Source organism: Streptomyces sp. NBC_01485, assembly GCF_036227125.1.
Classification (GTDB): Bacteria; Actinomycetota; Actinomycetes; order Streptomycetales; family Streptomycetaceae; genus Streptomyces.
On sequence record NZ_CP109435.1, the window covers coordinates 7,492,355 to 7,512,965 of the forward strand.

Annotated in this window: 1 protein-coding gene and 1 pseudogene; both read left to right on the forward strand. The window is 72.8% G+C overall.

Translation table 11 applies throughout. From position 1 onward, the window contains the following. Positions 1-73: 73 nt before the first annotated feature. On the forward strand, positions 74-16,036 hold the full coding sequence (locus OG352_RS33315; RefSeq protein ID WP_329222052.1) for a type I polyketide synthase: 15,963 nt from the start codon (positions 74-76) through the stop codon (positions 16,034-16,036). Positions 16,037-16,248: 212 nt separating this feature from the next. Then, positions 16,249-20,550 (forward strand): annotated as a pseudogene (locus tag OG352_RS40095) (type I polyketide synthase); the annotation flags it as partial. Between the last annotated feature and the right edge of the window lie 61 nt (positions 20,551-20,611).

Sequence of the window (20,611 nt, forward strand, 5' to 3'; positions counted from 1 at the left end):
TACCGCTCAATCCACCAGTTCCGCGCGGCACGCCCAGTACCGATGACGAAGATCCCAGAGGGGCCCGGCTTCCATGAACGACGAGCAGAAGCTGCTTGACTATCTCAAGCGGGTCAGCGCCGACCTCCACCAGACCCGCCGACGGCTGCGCGAGCTGGAGGAGAGCGGGCAGGAGCCCGTGGCGATCGTCGGCATGGCCTGCCGGTTCCCGGGCGGGGTCGCGTCGCCGGAACAACTGTGGGACCTCGTGGCCTCCGGTACCGACGCGCTGGGCGGCTTCCCCGACGACCGGGGCTGGGACCCGGAGCGGCTCTACAACCCGGACCCGGACCACCTCGGTACCTGCTACGTCCGTGAGGGCGGGTTCCTGGACGGCGCCGGCGACTTCGATCCGGAGTTCTTCGGGATCTCGCCGCGTGAGGCGCTGGCGATGGACCCGCAGCAGCGGCTCCTGCTGAAGACCGGCTGGGAGGCCGTGGAGCGCGCGGGCATCGATCCGGCCGGCCTGCGCGGCTCGCGCACGGGCGTCTTCGTCGGCTCCAACGGCCAGAGCTACGGCGCGCTGCTGATGGGCGCGCCCAGCGACGTCGAGGGCTACGGCGGCACCGGCATCGCCGCCAGCGTCATGTCCGGCCGTCTGTCGTACGTCCTCGGCCTGGAGGGTCCGGCGGTCACCGTCGACACGGCCTGCTCCTCCGCCCTGGTGGCGCTGCACCTCGCGGTGCAGGCGCTGCGGCGCGGCGAGTGCACCATGGCGCTCGCGGGCGGCGTCACCGTCATGGCCACCCCCGGGCCGTTCGTGGAGTTCAGCCGTCAGCGGGGTCTGGCGGCGGACGGCCGTTGCAAGGCGTTCGCGGCGGGCGCGGACGGTACGGGGTGGGGCGAGGGCGTCGGCATGCTCCTGGTGGAGCGGCTGTCCGACGCCGAGCGGCTGGGGCATCCGGTGCTGGCGGTGGTGCGGGGCTCGGCCGTCAACCAGGACGGCGCGTCGAATGGCCTGACGGCCCCCAACGGCCCGTCCCAGCGCCGGGTCATCCTGCAGGCGCTGGCCGCCGCAGGCCTCACACCCGACGAGGTCGACGTGGTCGAGGCCCACGGCACCGGTACGACTCTCGGCGACCCCATCGAGGCGCAGGCCCTGCTGGCCACCTACGGCCAGGGGAGGCCCGAGGAACGGCCGTTGCTGCTCGGCTCGGTCAAGTCCAACATCGGCCACACGCAGGCGGCGGCGGGTGTCGCGGGCATCATCAAGATGGTCATGGCCCTGCGCCACGGCGTCGTTCCGCAGACCCTGCACATCGACGCCCCTTCGCCGCACATCGACTGGACCAGCGGCCGACTCCGACTGGCCACCGAATCCACGCCGTTGCCGGAAGTGGAACGCCCTTGGCGGGCGGGCATCTCGTCCTTCGGCGTCAGCGGCACGAACGCCCACACCATCATCGAGCAGGCCATGGCTCCGGCCCAGATCCCGGCTCCGGCCTCTGCCGACGAGCCCGACGAGTCCGACGAGTCCGACGACGAACTCCCCCTGATCGCCTGGCCGATATCCGCCCGCACCGATCAGGGCCTCACCGCTCAGGCCGCCGCGCTCCACACCCACCTGCTCGCCGCCCAGAACGCCGGGACCCGCCCGGCGGACATCGCCCTGTCATTGGCGGAGGGCCGCTCGTCCTTCGACCGGCGGACGGTGCTCCTCGGCGAGAACGGTCACCAACTGCAGGCCGCACTCGCGGAGTTCGCAGCGGGCCGCGACACCGCCAACGCGGTGCGGGGCAACGTGGCGGGAGAGGGCCGACGGCTGGCCTTCCTGTTCTCGGGGCAAGGTAGCCAACGGGTGGGTGCGGGGCGGGAGTTGTATGCCGCCTATCCGGTGTTCGCGGATGCGTTGGACGAGGTGTGTGCGCGGTTCGAGGGCCTGCGGGAGGTGTTGTTCGAGGGCGGAGAGCTGATCGACCGGACGGAGTTCACGCAGCCGGCGTTGTTCGCGGTGGAGGTGGCGCTGTTCCGGTTGCTGGAGTCGTGGGGTGTGACGCCGGACTTCGTGGCGGGGCATTCGATCGGTGAGATCGCTGCCGCGTACGTGGCCGGGGTGTGGTCTCTGGACGACGCGTGCACGCTTGTGGCCGCGCGGGGTCGGTTGATGGGTGCGCTGCCTGAGGGCGGCGCGATGCTGGCGGTGGAGGCGTCCGAGGCGGACGTACTGCCTGAGCTGGACGAGCGGGTTGCTGTCGCGGCGGTGAACGGTCCGTCGTCGGTCGTGGTGTCCGGCGATGCCGTAGCCGTCGGGGAGTTGGAGTCGCGTTGGCGTGAACAGGGCCTGAGAGTCAAGCAGTTGACGGTCAGTCACGCCTTCCACTCGCCGTTGATGGATCCGATGCTGGCGGAGTTCCGCCGCGTGGCCGAGGGGTTGACGTACGACACCCCGCGCATTCCAGTCGTGTCGAACCTGACCGGCGAGATGGCCACGCCCGCAGACCTGTGCTCACCGGAGTACTGGGTCCGGCACGTCCGGGATGCCGTCCGCTTCGCCGACGGCATCCGTACGCTGCACGGCGAAAACGTCCGTACGTTCGTGGAGCTCGGCCCCGACGGCGTGCTGTCCGCGATGGCCCAGCAGACTCTGAGCGAGGTGGATGACGAGCCTGTCGCCTGCCTGCCCACACTCCGCCGGGACCGGGCCGAGAAACTGTCGGTCGGGGCGGCGCTCGCCGGGGTGCATGTGCGCGGCGGTGCGGTGGACTGGCGTGCGTTGCTGGCCGGGAGCGGGGCGCGGCAGGTGGACCTGCCGACGTACGCCTTCCAGGAACAGCGCTACTGGCTGGAGCCGCCGGCCATGCTCGGCGACATCGGCGGCATCGGCCTGAGCACGGTCGACCACCCCCTTCTCGACGCGGCCGTACAGATCGCGGACGCCGACGGTGTGCTGCTCACCGGCAGCCTGTCGGTGCGCAGCCACCCCTGGCTCGCCGACCACGACATCCTGGGCAGCATCCTCCTGCCCGGCACCGCGTTCCTGGAACTGGCCATCCGCGCCGGCGACCAGGTCGGCTGCGGCCAGGTCGACGAACTGACCCTCGAAGCCCCGCTGGTCCTGCCCGACGACGCCACCGTGCATCTGCAGCTGTGGGTCGGAGCGCCCGACGAGACCGGCCGACGGCCCCTCAGCGTGCACTCGCGACGCCAGGACGACGCCCGCGCCGACGCCCGCGCCGACGGCGGATCGGACGGCGGATCGGACGCGCCGTGGACCCGGCACGCCCAGGGCACCCTGGCGCCCGTGGCCGCCCGCACCGCCGAGGACCTGACCGTCTGGCCCCCGACCGGCGCCGAACCTGTGCCGCTCGCCGACTTCTACGACACCTGGGCCGCCACCGGCGGCTTCTCCTACGGACCCGTCTTCCGGGGCCTGCACGCTGCCTGGCGCCTCGGCGACCAGGTCTTCGCCGAAGTCGCACTGCCGGAAACGGCACACGAGGACGCCACACGGTACGGCCTGCACCCCGCGCTCCTGGACGCCGGGCTCCACGCCATCACCCTGGGCCGCTTCCTCACCGCCGATGCCGCTGGCGCCGCCCCCGGCGGGCGGCTGCCCTTCGCCTGGTCGGCCGTCTCGCTGCACGCCTCCGGCGCGACCGCCCTGCGGGTCCGGCTCGCTCCGGCGGGCACCGACGCCGTCTCGGTCCTGGTCGCCGACACCACCGGCGCCGTGGTGGCCACCGCCGACTCCCTCGTCGTACGGCCGGTGTCCGCAGGGCAGTTGCGGCCGCCCGTGGCCGCGGCCTCCGATGACGGGCTGCTGCGCCTGGGATGGGTGGCCGCACCGACACCGGCGGTCGAAGAGACTTCCGTTCGATGGGCGTTGCTGGGCGGCGCGCCTTCCGTGCTCGAAGGGCTGCGTGCGGCAGGGGCCGAGGTCGCGGCGTACGAGCGGCTGGGCGAGGTGCCGGCCGACGGCGCTGCCTCCCTGGCTGTGCTGCTGCCCGTGCTCGGCGGGGAAGCGGCTGCCGAGGACGTGGTCGAGGGCGTCCTCGACGTGATCCAGGAGTGGCTGGCCGACGAGCGGCTGGCGGACGCCCAACTGGTGGTCGTCACGCGGGGCGCTGTCGCCGCCGCTCCCGGCGACGCGGTGACGGATCTGGGCGCGGCTGCGGTGTGGGGTCTCGTACGGTCGGCGCAGGCGGAGAACCCGGGTCGCTTCGTGCTGGCGGACGTGGACGGTACGCCCGAGTCCTGGGCCGCGCTCGCCGGGGGCGGTGCGTGGCCCGAGGGTCAGGCGGCCGTCCGCCAGGGTGCGGTGAGCGTCGCACGCTTGGTGCGGCCCGGCGCCGACGAGGTCCTGACGGTGCCGTCGGGCGTGGACGCGTGGCGGTTGGACAGCGCGGCGCGGGGGTCGTTGGACGCGCTGGAGTTGGTCCCGTTCGAGGAGGCGTCCAAGCCCCTCGCGGCGGGTGAGGTGCGGGTCGCGGTGCGTGCCGCGGGCGTGAACTTCCGTGATGTGCTGAGTGCGTTGGGGATGTATCCCGGTCCCGCCGGTCCCCTGGGAGGCGAGGCGGCGGGAGTGGTGCTGGAGGTCGGTCCGGAGATGGCCGGCCTCGCGGTGGGGGACCGGGTGTTCGGTATGGCCCCTGGTGGCGGCATGGGCAGCGTCACGGTGACGGACGAGCGGTTGTTGGCCCGGGTGCCGGAGGGCTGGTCGTTCGCTGAGGCGGCGTCGGTGCCGATCGTGTTCCTGACGGCGTGGTACGCGTGGCGGGACCTGGCCCAAGTGCGGTCTGGTGAACGTGTGTTGGTGCATGCGGGTGCTGGTGGTGTGGGTATGGCCGCAATCCAGCTCGCGCAGCACTTGGGTGTTGAGGTGTTCGCGACGGCGAGCCCCGCCAAGTGGGATGTCCTGCGCGGTCTCGGCCTGGACGACGATCACATCGCATCGTCCCGTGACACGGCCTTCGCGGAGAAGTTCAGCGGCATTGATATTGATGTGGTGCTGAACGCTCTCGCGGGTGAGTTCGTCGATGCCTCGCTGTCCGTCCTGGCCGAGGGTGGCCGGTTCCTGGAGATGGGCAAGACCGACGTCCGTGACCCGGCCGAACTGGCCGTGTCCTACCGGGCGTTCGACCTCTCCGAGGCGGGTCCGGACCGGATCGCGGAGCTGCTGGGCGAACTGCTGGAGCTGTTCGGCACGGGTGCCGTGGAGCTGCTGCCGGTGCGGGCGTGGGACGTACGGCAGGCCCGTGACGCGTTCCGTTTCATCAGCCAGGCCAAGCACATTGGCAAGGTCGTGCTGACTGTCCCGGCGGCGCTGGACCCGGACCGTACGGTGCTGGTGACCGGCGGCACGGGTGGTCTGGGCGCGGTGGTGGCCCGGCACTTGGTGGCCGAACACGGTGCCCGCAACCTCCTGCTGGTCTCCCGGCGAGGCCTCGACGCCCCCGGCGCGGCGGAACTGCGTGCTGAGCTGACCGAATTGGGCGCTACCGTACGGATAGTGGCCTGTGACGTGTCCCAACGGGACGCCGTGGCAGCCCTGTTGGAGTCTGAGCGACTGACGGCCGTGGTCCACACCGCCGGTGTCCTGGACGACGGCCTGGTGACCGCCCTCACCCCCGACCGTCTGGCGACCGTGTGGGAGCCGAAGGCCGACGCGGCCCGCCACCTCCACGAGCTCACAGTCGGCCATGACCTGTCGATGTTCGTCCTGTTCTCCTCCGCCTCCGCGACGCTTGGTGCACCCGGGCAGGGCAACTACGCCGCTGCCAACGCCTACTTGGACGCGCTGGCGGACCACCGCCGTGCAGCCGGTCTGCCCGCGACCTCGCTCGCCTGGGGGCCGTGGTCCCAAGAGGGCGGTATGACGGGCACGTTGAGCGAGAGCGACGTTCAGCGGATGGCGCGGGCCGGTGTGCTGCCCATCACCGTTGAGCAGGGGGTCGCGCTCTTCCGGCTCGGCGTGACGTCCGCCCATGCGCAGCTCGTGCCGCTGCGGCTTGAGACGGCCACGTTGCGGGCCCAGGCCGCCGTGGGCGCACTGCCCGCGCCGTACCGCGCGCTGGTCCGGGACACTGGACGCCGTAGCGCGGTCGGGAGGGCCGCCGCCACGGGCGGAGGTCTGGCCGAGCGGCTGGCCGGTATGGAGTCGGCCGAGGCGCGGCGGCTGGTGGTGGAGCAGGTGTGCTCGCACGCCGCTGCGGTGCTGGGGCATGGCGGGTCCGCTGACGTCGACCCGGGCCGGGCGTTCAAGGAGCTGGGCTTCGACTCGCTGACCGCCGTCGAGCTGCGTAACCGCCTGAACGCGGTGACGGGCCTGCGGCTGCCGGCGACGCTCGTGTTCGACTTCCCGACCCCGCGGTTGCTGGCCGACTTCGTGGTGGGCGAGCTGGCGGGGACGGTCCCGTTCGCGGAGCGGGGCGTCGACCCGGCTGCGGTCGCACCGGTGGCGGCGGACGAGCCGTTGGCGATCGTGGGCATGGCGTGCCGCTTTCCGGGGGGAGTGGACTCGCCGGAGGCGTTGTGGGACCTGGTCGTGGGCGGTGGCGACGCGGTCGGCGACTTCCCGGTGGACCGGGGATGGGACCTGGACGGTCTGTTCGACGCGGACGGCGAGCGCGCCGGTACGTCCTATGTGAGCCGTGGCGCTTTCGTCGAGGGTGTCGCGGGCTTCGACGCGGACTTCTTCGGGATCTCGCCGCGTGAGGCGCTGGCGATGGACCCGCAGCAGCGGTTGGTGCTGGAGGCGGCGTGGGAGGCGTTGGAGCGGGCGGGTCTGGACGCGGGTCGGGTGCGCGGTTCGCGGTGGGGCGTGTTCATGGGCGCTGCGGGGTCGGGCTACGGCACCGGGTTGATGCGGGTACCCGAGGGGGTCGAGGGCCATCTGCTGACCGGTAACACCCCGAGTGTGGTGTCGGGCCGGCTGGCGTACACCTTCGGCTTCGAGGGCCCCGCTGTCACGGTGGACACCGCCTGCTCGTCGTCACTCGTCGCGCTGCATCTGGCGGGTCAGGCACTGCGCTCCGGCGAGTGCGAGGTGGCGCTGGTCGGCGGAGTGACGCTGATGGCGACGCCGGGCATCTTCACGGAGTTCTCGCGCCAGCGCGGCCTGTCCACCGACGGGCGGTGCAAGGCGTTCGCGGCGGCGGCCGACGGCACCGGCTGGTCCGAGGGCGTGGGCATGCTGGTCGTGGAGCCGCTGTCACAGGCCCGACGCAACGGCCGTACGGTGCTGGCGGTGGTGCGGGGCTCGGCCGTCAACCAGGACGGTGCGTCCAACGGGCTGACGGCTCCGAACGGCCCCGCGCAGCAGCGGGTCATCCGTCAGGCGCTGGCCAACGCCCGCCTCACCCCCGCCGAGGTCGACGCGGTCGAGGCGCACGGCACGGGTACGGCTCTGGGGGACCCGATCGAGGCGCAGGCCCTGCTGGCGACCTACGGCAAGCAGCGCGAGGGCGACCGTCCGCTGCTGCTGGGCTCGGTGAAGTCCAACATCGGGCACACGCAGTCGGCGGCCGGTGTCGCCGGTGTCATCAAGATGGTGCTCGCGATGCGGCACGGTGTGCTCCCGCAGACCCTGCACGTGGACGAGCCGACCCCGCACGTCGACTGGTCGGCCGGCGCGGTCGAACTGCTGACGGAGAGCGTGCCGTGGCCGGAGGCGGGCCGCCCGCGCCGGGCGGGCGTGTCGTCCTTCGGCGTGAGCGGCACGAACGCGCACGTGATCATCGAGCAGGGCGAGCCGGTGGCGGAGCCGCCGCAGGGTTCGCCGGAGAGCTCGCCGGAGGACTCCCCGGGTGAGGCCCCTGACCTGGTGCCCTTCTCGTTGTCCGCCCGCAGCACGAAGGCGTTGCGGGCGCTGGCCGACCGCCTGCGGGACCGCCTGCTGACCGAGCCCGCGTGGCGCGTACACGACGTGGCGTACTCCTTGGCCACCAGCCGCGCACTGCTGGAGCACCGGGCCGTCGTCGTCGGCGCCGACCGCGCCGAACTCCTCGACGGCCTGGCCGCGGTCGCCTCCGACAGGCAGGCCCCGGGCGTCTCCGCCGCCACAGCGGGCCCGGCCGGCCGTACGGCCTGGCTGTTCACGGGGCAGGGCGCGCAGCGCGCGGGTATGGGGCGTGGTCTTTACGCGGCCCATCCGGTGTTCGCGGATGCGCTGGATGAGGTGTGTGCGCGGTTCGACGGGTTGTTGGAGCAGCCGCTGCGGGATGTGCTTTTCGAGGGTGAGGGGTTGATCGACCGGACGGAGTTCACTCAGCCGGCGTTGTTCGCGGTGGAGGTGGCGTTGTTCCGTCTCTTGGAGTCGTGGGGGATGGCCCCGGACTTCGTGGCCGGTCACTCGATCGGCGAGATCGCCGCCGCGTACGTGGCTGGTGTGTGGTCTCTGGAGGATGCGTGCACGCTGGTGGCGGCGCGTGGTCGGTTGATGGGTGCGCTGCCTGAGGGCGGTGCGATGCTGGCCGTCGAGGCGTCCGAGGCGGACGTACGTCCCGAGCTGGACGAGCGCGTAGCGATCGCTGCGGTCAACGGACCCTCGTCCGTCGTGGTGTCCGGTGATGCTGTAGCGGTCGGTGAGTTGGAGTCGCGTTGGCGTGAACAGGGCCTGCGTGTCAAGCAGTTGACGGTCAGTCATGCGTTCCACTCGCCGTTGATGGCCCCGATGCTGGCGGAGTTCCGCCGCGTGGCCGAGGGGTTGACGTACGAGACCCCGCGTATCCCGGTCGTGTCGAATCTGACCGGCGAGATGGCCACGCCCGCAGACCTGTGCTCACCCGAGTACTGGGTCCGGCACGTCCGTGAGGCCGTCCGGTTCGCCGACGGCATCCGTACGCTCCACCGTGAGGGTGTCCGCCGTTATCTGGAGCTGGGCCCCGACGGTGTCCTGACCGCCATGGCCCAGGGCGCGATCGCGGAGGCCGAAGCGGAAGCCGAGTCCGAGTCCGAGTCCGTCCTCGTGCCCGCCCTGCGTCGCGACCGTGCCGAGGACGCGGCCCTGCTGGCGGCCCTGGCCACCCTTCACGTCCACGGCCCCGCCGTCGACTGGTCGGCCTACCTCACCGGCAGCAGCAACGGCAGCGGCAGCGGCAACGGTGATTTCCACCCCGTCGACCTGCCCACCTACCCCTTCCAGCACCAACACTACTGGCTGGAGTCCGGCTCCCTGCACGACCTGCTGGCCGACTACTCCGCCCAGCCCGCCACTGAGGAAACCGGCTTCTGGCAAGCAGTGGAACGCGCCGACGTCGACTACCTCGCCCAGCAGCTCCAACTGGATTCGCCCGACACCCTCGGCGCACTCCTCCCCGCGCTCTCCGCCTGGCACAGCCGCCACAAGGACGAGGCGGCAAGCGGAGGTTGGTGCTACCGCGAGACGTGGCAGCCGCTGCCGCCCGAGTCGTCGTCGAGCAGCGCGTACGGTGCCCGTCCGTCCCGGCACTGGCTGTTGGTGGAGTCCGCCACCGGCGAAGCCGACGCCCCCGCGACGACCCTGGCTCACGCCCTGGCCGCGACCGGTGACGTCCCCGTCCGCCTGACCATCCCCGCCCAGGCACCCCGCGACGCGGTAGCCGAACTGCTCCGCAGCGCCCTTGCCGACATCCCCGAACCCACGGGAGTCCTCTCCCTGCTGGCCCTCGACGCCGCTGCGGACGCCACTGCCGACGACGCCGCGCTCCGGTCGACGCTCACCCTCATTCAGGGGTTGGGGGATGTGGGTGTGGGGGCGCGGTTGTGGTGTGTGACGCGTGGGGCGGTGTCGGTGGGTGGTTCGGATCGGTTGGTGTCGCCGGTTCAGTGTGGGGTGTGGGGTTTGGGTCGGGTGGCTGCGTTGGAGTTGCCTGAGCGGTGGGGTGGTGTGGTGGATGTGCCTGTGGTTTTTGATGTGCGGGCGGCTGGGCGGTTGGTCGGGGTGGTGGGTCAGCGGTCTGAGGATCAGGTTGCGGTGCGTGGGTCGGGTGTGCTGGCTCGTCGTCTGGTGCGTGTCCCTGCTGAGTCTGTGTCGTCTGGGGTGTCTGGGTCTGGTGGGTGGGTGCCGTCGGGGACGGTGTTGGTGACGGGTGGTTTGGGTGGGTTGGGTGGTCATGTGGCGCGGTGGTTGGTGGGGCATGGTGCTGAGCGGTTGGTGTTGGTGGGGCGTCGGGGTGTGGATGCGCCGGGTGCGGCGGAGTTGGTGGCCGAGTTGGCTGAGTTGGGTGGGTCGGGTGTGGCGGTGTCGGTGGTGGCGTGTGATGTGGGGGACCGTGAGGCGCTGCGGGCTGTGGTGGACGGAATTCCGTCCGACTGTCCGTTGACTGCGGTGGTTCATGCGGCGGGTGTGTTGGATGACGGTGTTCTGGAGGGGCTTTCTGGTGATCGGTTGGGGGGTGTGTGGCGGGCGAAGGCGGTGGGTGCGTGGAATTTGCATGAGGTGACCCGTGATCTGGGTCTGGAGGCGTTTGTTCTTTTCTCGTCGGTGTCGGGTGGTGTTGGTGCGTCGGGTCAGGGGAATTACGCGGCGGCGAATGCGTTTCTGGATGGTCTGGCGGAGTTTCGGCGTGGTGTGGGTCTGGCGGGGGTGTCGTTGGGGTGGGGTCCTTGGGGTGGTGTGGGGCTTGCGGCTGATGGGGGGTTGGTGGAGGGGCGTATGCGTCGGAGTGGTCTGTCGCCGCTTGGGCCTGGGGGTGCGGTGGGGTTGCTGGGTCGCCTGGCCCGGGGTGCTGCTGCTTCGGTGGTGGTGGCGGATGTGGACTGGGCGCGGTTCGGCGCGTCCTTCACGGCTGTACGGCCCTCACCCCTCCTCTCCACGCTCATACCGGCGATTCCCGTAGCTCAGGCGGCCATCGAGCCGGGCGATGCGACCGGCCTGTGGCGTCGCCGGCTGGCCGCGCTGTCCCGCACCGAGCGCCGGGATCAGACCGTCGCTCTGGTGCGGGCCGAGGCTGCGGCCGCTCTCGGTCACGAGTCGGCGGACGCGCTGCCCCTCACCCGTACGTTCCGTGAGCTGGGCTTCGACTCGCTCACCGGGGTTGAACTGCGCAACCGGCTCGCCCGGTTGACCGGTCTGAAGCTGCCTGCCGGACTCGTCTTCGACCACCCCACCCCGACCGCCCTCGCCGACCACCTGTGCGCCCGCCTGGCACCGGACGACGACCCGTCGGCCGCCGTCCACACCACCATGGCGACGCCGGCCGACGACGACCCCATCGCCATCGTCGGCATGGCCTGCCGCTTCCCCGGCGGGGTCGGCTCCCCGGAAGACCTGTGGGCACTGCTCGCCGACGAACGGGACGCCGTAGGCGACTTCCCGGCCGACCGGGGCTGGGACAACCGAGGACTGCTCGACTCCGGCGCGTCCGCCACCGGCCGGGGGGCTTTCCTCCGCGACATGGCTGACTTCGACGCGGGTTTCTTTGGTATTTCGCCGCGTGAGGCGTTGGGGATGGATCCGCAGCAGCGGTTGTTGTTGGAGGTTGGTTGGGAGGTGTTTGAGCGGGCTGGTGTTGATCCGGTGGGGTTGTCGGGTGAGGAGGTGGGTGTGTTTGTGGGGTCGAATGGTCAGGATTATGCGGCGTTGTTGGGGGCGTTGGGTGCGGGTGGGGCTGAGGGTCATGTGCTGACGGGTAATGCGGCGAGTGTGGTGTCGGGTCGGTTGGCGTATTCGTTTGGTTTTGAGGGTCCGGCGGTGACGGTTGATACGGCGTGTTCGGCGTCGTTGGTGGCGTTGCATCTGGCGGGTCAGGCGTTGCGTTCGGGGGAGTGTTCGTTGGCGTTGGCGGGTGGGGTGACGGTGATGTCGACGCCGGGTGCGTTTGTGGAGTTCTCGCGTCAGGGGGGTCTTGCGTCGGATGGCCGGTGCAAGGCGTTCGGGGCGGGTGCGGATGGTACGGGGTGGGGTGAGGGTGTGGGTCTGCTGCTGGTGGAGCGGTTGTCGGATGCGCGGCGTAATGGGCATGAGGTGTTGGCGGTGGTGCGTGGGTCGGCGGTGAATCAGGATGGTGCGTCGAATGGGTTGACGGCGCCGTCGGGTCCGGCGCAGCAGCGGGTGATCGGGCGGGCGTTGGCGCTGGCGGGTCTGTCGGGGTCCGAGGTGGATGTGGTGGAGGCGCACGGTACGGGGACGGTGCTGGGGGATCCGATCGAGGCGGAGGCGCTGCTGGCGACGTACGGGCGGGGGCGGGAGGCCGATCGTCCGTTGTGGCTGGGGTCGGTGAAGTCCAACATCGGCCACACGCAGGCGGCGGCGGGCGTGGCGGGCATCATCAAGATGGTCATGGCGATGCGGCACGGTGTGCTTCCGCGCACGTTGCACGTGGACGAGCCGACCCCGCACGTGGACTGGTCCGAGGGCGCGGTGCGACTGCTGACCGCTGCCACCGACTGGCCCGACCACGACCGTCCCCGCCGCGCGGGCGTCTCCGCGTTCGGCGTGAGCGGCACCAACGCCCACGTGATCCTGGAAGCCCCGACGGCATCCCCGACCGCCGAGGACGCCGAGCACCCGACTGGCGCGCCGGTGACCGCGCCGCAGCCCCTCTGGCCGCTCGGTGCCCACGACGAAGCTGCCCTGCGTGCACAGGCCGGCGCGGTCCTGCGCCTGCTGCATGACCGCCCGGACCTGTCGGACCTGGACCTGGGCCACTCCCTGGCCACCACCCGCTCCGCTCTGGACCACCGTGCCGTCGTCCTCGGCTCCAGCCGAGACGACCGCCTCACCGGCCTGGCCGCCCTCGCGGAGGGCAGTGCGTCCGCCCACCTCGTCACAGGCACGGCCCACGAGGGGCGTACGGCGTTCCTGTTCTCCGGTCAGGGGAGCCAACGGGTGGGTGCGGGGCGGGAGTTGTACGAGGCGTATCCCGTGTTCGCGGATGCGCTGGACGAGGTGTGTGTGCGCTTCGACGGATTGTTGGATCGTCCGTTGCGTGAGGTGCTGTTCGAGGGTGGGGGGTTGATCGACCGGACGGAGTTCACGCAGCCGGCGTTGTTCGCGGTGGAGGTGGCGCTGTTCCGGTTGCTGGAGTCGTGGGGGGTGGTCCCGGACTTCGTGGCCGGTCACTCGATCGGTGAGGTTGCCGCCGCGTATGTGGCGGGTGTGTGGTCCTTGGACGACGCGTGCACGCTTGTGGCTGCGCGTGGTCGGCTGATGGGCGCTCTGCCCGAGGGCGGTGCGATGCTGGCGGTGGAGGCGTCCGAGGCGGACGTACTGCCTGAGCTGGACGAGCGGGTCGCGATCGCTGCGGTCAACGGGCCGTCGTCGGTCGTGGTGTCCGGTGATGCGGAAGCCGTCGGGGAGTTGGAGTCGAAGTGGCGTGCACAGGGCCTGCGTGTCAAGCAGTTGACGGTCAGTCACGCATTCCACTCCCCGCTGATGGACCCGATGCTGGCCGAGTTCCGCCGCGTGGCCGAGAGCCTCACCTACGAGACCCCCCGTATCCCGCTCGTGTCGAACCTGACCGGCGAGATCGCCACAGCAGAAGAAGACCTGTGCTCGCCCGAGTACTGGGTCCGGCACGTCCGCGAGGCGGTCCGTTTCGGGGACGGGGTCGTGACGTTGCGGGGCCGGGGTGTGAGCACGCTGCTGGAGGTGGGCCCGGACGGGGTGTTGTCGGCTGCGGCCCTGCAGTCCCTGGACGCGGGTCAGGTGTGCGTACCGGTGTTGCGCCGGGACCGGGCCGAGGGCATCAGCGTGGCGTCCGCGCTCGCGTCCCTGCACGTACGCGGGGTGGCGGTGGACTGGTCGGCGTACTACGCGGGCTCCGGTGCACGCCGGGTCGAGCTGCCGACCTATCCCTTCCAGCGAAGCCGTTACTGGCCTGAGGTGCACACCGTCGTACCGGCCACGTCGGACACGTCGGGCAGTGAGGTCGACCGGAGGTTCTGGGAAGCCGTCGAACGCGAAGACCTCAAGGCGCTCGCCGACGACGGTCTGGACGCCTTGGCCGAGGCTCTGCCCGCGCTGTCCTCCTGGCGTCGTCGGCAGCATGAGAGCTCCGCCGCCGACGCCTGGCGCTATCGCCTGGCGTGGCGTCCGGTGAGTCTGCCCACGCCGGAACTGCGCGGCGGTTGGCTGCTGGTGAGCACACCGGACGCAGGGCCCACCGCCCGCCAGGCGGCCGAGGCTCTGGAACAGGCAGGGGCCGCCGTCGCGCACGTCGTGCTGGATCCGGGCCGCGCCGACCGCGAGACGATCGCCGCAACGCTGCGCGAGGCGCTGGAGGCGGCTGCCCCGGCCGTCTCGGGCGTCTTCTCCTTGCTCGGCTGGCACGACGGACACGAAGAACGCGACGGACGAGACGAACATGAAGACCACGACGGGGGCACCGGGTCCGTCCCGGTCGGCCTGTCGGCGACCGCCGGGCTGATCCAGGCTCTCGGCGACGTGGGCATCGAGGCCCCGCTGTGGTGTGGCACGCAGGGTGCGGTCGTCACGACGCCCTCGGAGCGGATCGTCGTACCCGCGCGGGCCGGGGTGTGGGGTCTGGGCCGGGTCGCCGCCCTGGAGTACCCGCAGCGCTGGGGTGGCCTGGTCGACCTGCCCGGCGACCTCACCCCCGCGGTGGGCGCCCGCCTGGCCGGGGCGCTGTCCCAGACCGGCGAGGACCAGTTGGCGCTGCGCCCCGACCATGCGCTGGCCGCCCGCCTGGAACCGGCCCCGACCGCCCCGACCGCCCCGACCGGGTCCCTCGGCTCCACCGGGTCCGTAGTGGCCACCGACTGGAGCCCCGGCCCCGGCACCGTCCTCGTTACCGGAGGCACCGGTGCCCTCGGCGCGCACACCGCGCGGTGGCTGGTCCGGCAGGGCGCGGAGCATCTGCTGCTCGTGAGCCGCAGTGGGCAGGAGGCGCCCGGCGCCGAGCAGTTGGGGAAGGAACTGGTCGGGGCAGGGGCGCTGTCCGTGAGCATCGAAGCCTGCGACATCGCGGATCGGGACCGGCTCGCGGCCCTGCTCGACGGGATTCCCGCCGACCGGCCGCTGACCGCCGTCTTCCATACCGCCGGTGTGCTGGACGACGGTGTCATCGACGGACTGACCGCCGACCGGTTCGCCGGCGTCCTGGCCGCGAAGTCCCACGCGGCCCGGCACCTGCACGAGTTGACCAGCGACCGCGAGCTCTCCGCGTTCGTGCTGTTCTCCTCGGTGGCCGGTACGGTCGCCGGCGCCGGACAGGCCAACTACGCGGCTGCGAACGCCGTACTGGACGCCCTCGCCCAGCACCGGCGGGCGGCCGGGCTGCCCGCCACCGCGATCGCGTGGGGCCCCTGGGCCGATGGCGGCATGGCCGCCGACAGCGACCTGGCCCGCAGCCGTACGGGCGGCGCCGGGCTGCCGCCGATGGCCCCCGACCGGGCGGTGGCCGCCATGGCCCGCGCCCTGGCCTCGGGGGACGTGAACGTCGCCGTCATGGACGCGGACTGGCCCCGGTTCGCGGCCGGTTACACCGCGGTCCGGCCCAGCGCGCTGCTCGGCGGTGTGCCGCAGGCGGCGGCGGTGCTGGCGGCCATCGGCGAAGCCGCCCAGGAGACGCGGCCCGCGTTCGGGGCCCGGCTCGGCGCCGCCGGCCCGGCCGAACGGGACCGGATCGCCCTGGACCTGGTCTGCGCCGAGGTGGCGCTCGTCCTCGGCCACGGCTCGGCGCAGGGCATCGACCCCCAACGGGCGCTGCGCGACATGGGCTTCGACTCGCTGACCGCCGTCGAACTGCGCAACCGCCTCGACAAGGCGACCGGCCTGCGGCTGCCGACCACCCTCGTCTACGACCATCCCACCCCGACCGCGCTGGCCGAGGAACTGCTCGCCCAGCTCCTGCCCGACGCCGGACCGGCCACCGCCGACGCCGGACTGCGGCAGCTGAACTCCCTGGAGTCGGTGCTGTCGGGCCTGTCCCCGCTGGACACCGACCTGGCGACCCGGACCGAGATCGGCGCCCGTCTCGGCGCGCTGCTGGCGGTCTGGTCGGACGGCGCCGCCCACCGCGACCCGGCGGCCGAGAACGCCGTACGGGACGAGCTGGGCGACGCCACCGACGACGAGGTCTTCGACTTCATCGGCAAGGAGTTCGGGATCTCCTGATCTCCCGCCGCATCGGCCCATCCGGCCGCATCGGCTCACCCCGCCGTATCCGTTCATCCCACCGCATCCGCTCATCCCACCGGGCCGGCCCCACCGGCGGCCCGGAACCCGGTCCCCCGACCGCGACCACGATCTACACGATCTACCGGCCCCACCCCGAGGTGTGACACGACATGGCGAACGAGGAGAAGCTCCGCTACTTCCTGAAGCGGGTGACGGCCGACCTGCACGAGACCCGGCAGCGGGTGCGCGAGCTGGAGGAGGGCGGGCAGGAGCCGGTGGCGATCGTCGGCATGGCCTGCCGGTTCCCGGGCGGGGTCGGGTCGCCGGAACAGCTGTGGGACCTGGTCGCCTCCGGCACGGACGCGCTGGACGGTTTCCCGGACGACCGTGGCTGGGACGTGGAGGCGCTGTACGACCCGGACCCGGACCACCCCGGGACGTCCTACGTCCGTGAGGGCGGGTTCCTGGAGGGGGCCGGCGACTTCGATCCGGAGTTCTTCGGGATCTCGCCGCGTGAGGCGCTGGCGATGGACCCGCAGCAGCGGCTGCTGCTGGAGACCGGCTGGGAGGCCGTCGAACGCGCGGGCCTGGACCCGACCACGCTGCGCGGCTCCCGCACCGGCGTGTTCGTCGGCTCCAACGGCCAGCAGTACACCGTCCAGTTGCTCGGCGACCCGACCGAGGGCATCGAGGGCTACATCGGCACCGGCAACTCGGCGAGCGTCATGTCCGGCCGTCTGTCGTACGTCCTCGGCCTGGAGGGCCCGGCGGTCACGGTCGACACGGCCTGCTCCTCCTCGCTGGTCGCCCTGCACCTGGCCGCCCAGGCGCTCCAGCGCGGCGAGTGCACCATGGCGCTCGCGGGCGGCGTCACCGTCATGACGAGCCCCGGCATCTTCATCGACTTCAGCCGTCAGCGGGGTCTGGCGGCGGACGGCCGTTGCAAGGCCTTCGCGGCGGGGGCGGACGGTACGGGCTGGGGCGAGGGCGTCGGCATGCTCCTGGTGGAGCGGTTGTCCGACGCCCAGCGGCTGGGGCATCCGGTGCTCGCGGTGGTCCGGGGCTCGGCCGTCAACCAGGACGGCGCCTCGAATGGCCTGACGGCCCCCAACGGCCCGTCCCAGCGCCGGGTCATCCGGCAGGCCCTGGCCAGCGCGGCCCTGTCGGCCGCCGAGGTCGACGCCGTCGAGGCCCACGGCACGGGGACGACCCTGGGCGACCCCATCGAGGCGCGCGCCCTGCTGGCCACCTACGGTCAGGGCCGCGACCCGCAACGCCCCTTGTGGCTGGGGTCGGTGAAGTCCAACATCGGCCACACGCAGGCGGCGGCGGGCGTGGCGGGCATCATCAAGATGGTCATGGCGATGCGCCACGGAGTCCTGCCGCCCACCCTGCACGTGGACGAGCCCACCCCGCACGTCGACTGGTCGGCGGGCGCGGTCCGGCTCCTGACCGAGACGACGCCCTGGCCGCGGACCGACGCCCCCAGACGTGCGGCGGTCTCCTCCTTCGGCGTCAGCGGCACCAACGCACACACCATCCTCGAAGCCGCCCCCGAACCAGCTTCCGAACCAGCCCCTGAACCGGCTTCCGCCCCGGCCGACGCGGGCCCCGCCGAGCTGGCCGAAGACTCCCCCGAGCCTATTGCCGCCGCCGCCCTCGCGCCCTTCGCCGAGGGGGCTGCCGCACCCGTCCCCTGGGTCGTCACGGCCCGTACCCCCGAAGGCCTGGCCGCGCAGGCCGACCGGCTCGCCCGGTTCGCCGCCGCCGACGCAGCCGACAACGGAGCGGGCGGGACACCGGTGCCCGGTCTCCTCGCCGTGGGCCGGGCCCTGGCACGCGGGCGTACGGTCTTCGAGGAGCGTGCCGTCCTGCTCGGCGCGACCGCGTCCGAACTGCGCTCCGCCGCCGAGGAGTTGGCGGCCGGTGCCGACCAGCTGGGGAGCGTCGCACGAGGGCGGGCCGCGAGGCGCGGCGGTGTTGTCTTCGTCTTTCCCGGGCAGGGTGCGCAGTGGGCGGGCATGGCCCGCGAACTGCTGGCCACCAGCCCGGTGTTCGCCGCGTCGATCGCCGACTGCGAGACGGCACTGGCACGTCACGTCGACTGGTCGCTGACCGAGGTGCTCACCGGTGACGGCGCCGAGCTGGGCCGGGTGGACGTGGTCCAGCCGGCGCTGTTCGCGGTCATGGTGTCGCTGGCCGCGCTGTGGCGGTCGGTGGGCGTGGCGCCCGCCGCCGTGGTCGGGCACTCGCAGGGCGAGATCGCCGCCGCGTACGTGGCGGGCGCGCTGTCGCTCGACGACGCGGCGCGCGTGGTGGCCCTGCGCTCCCAGGCGATCACCCGCCTGGCGGGCACCGGCGGCATGGCCTCGGTCTCCGCCCCCGTCGAACGGGTCCGGGAGCTGACGGCGGACGGTGTCGGCGTCTCGGCCGTCAACGGCCCCCGGTCCGTGGTGGTCTCCGGAGAGGCCGGAGCCCTGGACGCCTTCCTGGCGGACTGCGCGCAGGCCGGTGTCGAGGCCCGCCGGATAGCCGTCGACTACGCCTCGCACTCCGCGATGGTCGAGGAGCTGGCCGCCGAGATCACCGGCGCCCTCGCCCGCATCACCCCGCGGGCCCCCGCCGTGCCCATGCTGTCGACGTACACCGGCGCATGGGTCGAGGGAGCCGAACTGAACGCCCGCTACTGGTACGAGAACCTGCGCCACCCGGTGCGGCTGCACGACGCCGTGCGGACTCTGGCCGACGCTGGGCACGCCGTGTTCGTCGAGGTCAGCCCGCATCCCGTGCTGGCGGTGCCGGTGCAGGAGACCCTGGACGAGGCGGGCGGTGGTGGCACCGCGCTCGGCACCCTGCGCCGTGACCACGGGGGCCCGGCACGGTTCACGGCGTCCGTCGCGGAGGCGTTCTGCGCCGGTGCGGCCGTGGACTGGCCGGCGCTGCTGCCCGGCGCCCCGGCCGGCCCGGTGGACCTGCCGACGTACGCCTTCCGGCACCGCCGCTTCTGGCCGTCCGCACCGGCACCGGGCGCGGGCGATCCGACGGGCCTGGGCCTCGCGGGCGTCGACCACGGGCTGCTGGGCGCGGCCATGACCCTGGCCGAGGGCGACGGCCTGGTGCTGACCGGCCGTCTCGCGCTGCGCGGCCGGCCGTGGCTGGCGGACCACACCGTGCGGCGGACCGTGCTGCTGCCCGGCACGGCGTTCCTGGAGTTCGCGCTGCGCGCCGCCGACCAGGCGGGCTGCGACCGGGTCGAGGAACTGACCGTCGAGACCCCGATGCTGCTCCCCGCCACCGGCGGCGTACGCGTCCAGGTCCGGGTCGGCGCCCCCGACAGCGCCGGCCGCCGACCGCTCGCCGTCCACTCGTGCCCCGACGACGCCGAGGACGACCGGCCCTGGACCCGGCACGCCACCGGCTTCCTCGCCACCGGCCCCGTCCCCGGCACGGCACGGTCCGGCGAGTCCCTGACCGTCTGGCCGCCGGCCGGCGCCGAGGCCGTCGACACCGACGGCTTCTACCCGGCGCTGGCCGAGAGCGGCTACGGCTACGGCCCCGCCTTCCAGGGCCTGCGCCGCGTCTGGCGCCTCGGCGACGAGGTGTACGCCGACGTGGAACTCCCCGCCGACCAGCGCCGGGAGGCCGCCCGCTACGCCCTGCACCCGGCGCTGCTGGACGCCGCGCTGCACACCATCATGGCCGCCGGCCTGTTCGCCGACGACCCGCACGGCCAGGGCCGGCTGCCGTTCGCGTTCGCCGACACCGTGCTGCACGCCCAGGGCGCGTCGGTGCTGCGGGTGCGGCTGCGGCAGACCGCGGCGGACACGGTGTCCCTGGCCGTGGCCGACGCGGCCGGCGCCCCGGTGGCGACCGTGGGCGCGCTCGTCCTGCGCCCGATGGCCGAAGGGACCCTCACCGCCGACGACATCCCGGGCGGCGGCGCGGGCGACGTGCTGTACGCCGTCGAGTGGACCCCCGTAGCCGTACCGGAGACCTTGGAAGCCGATCCGGAGCAGTCCTGGGCCCTCGTCGGCGAACTCCCGGTGCAGGCATGGGAACCGTTGGCCGCCGCAGGGGTCACCCTCGCCGCGCACCCGGACCTGTCCGCCGTATCCGCCGCAACCGTCGTGTCCGCTGTGGGCGACGGCCCCGCGCCGCCCGCGCCGCCCGTGGTGCTGCTGGACCTGCGCGCCCACGGCGCCGCCCCGGACCGCGCCCGTGAACTGACCGCCGGCGTCCTGCACACCGTCCAGCAGTGGCTCGCCGACGCCCGCTTCGACGCCTCCTGCCTGGTCGTCCTCACCTGCGGCGCGGTGCCCGCCGTGGCCGGCGAGGCGGTCACCGACCTGCCCGCCGCCGCCGTCTGGGGCCTGGTCCGCTCCGCCCAGTCGGAGCATCCGGGCCGTTTCCTGCTGGTGGACACCGACGGCGACCCCCGCTCCTGGTCCGCCCTGCCCGCCGCGCTCGCCGCCGACGAAACCCAACTGGTCCTGCGCGCAGGGACCGTGACCGTGCCCCGGCTCGTCCGGCTGCCGCCGCCCGCCGCCGGCTCCCCGGCGCCCTGGGATCCCG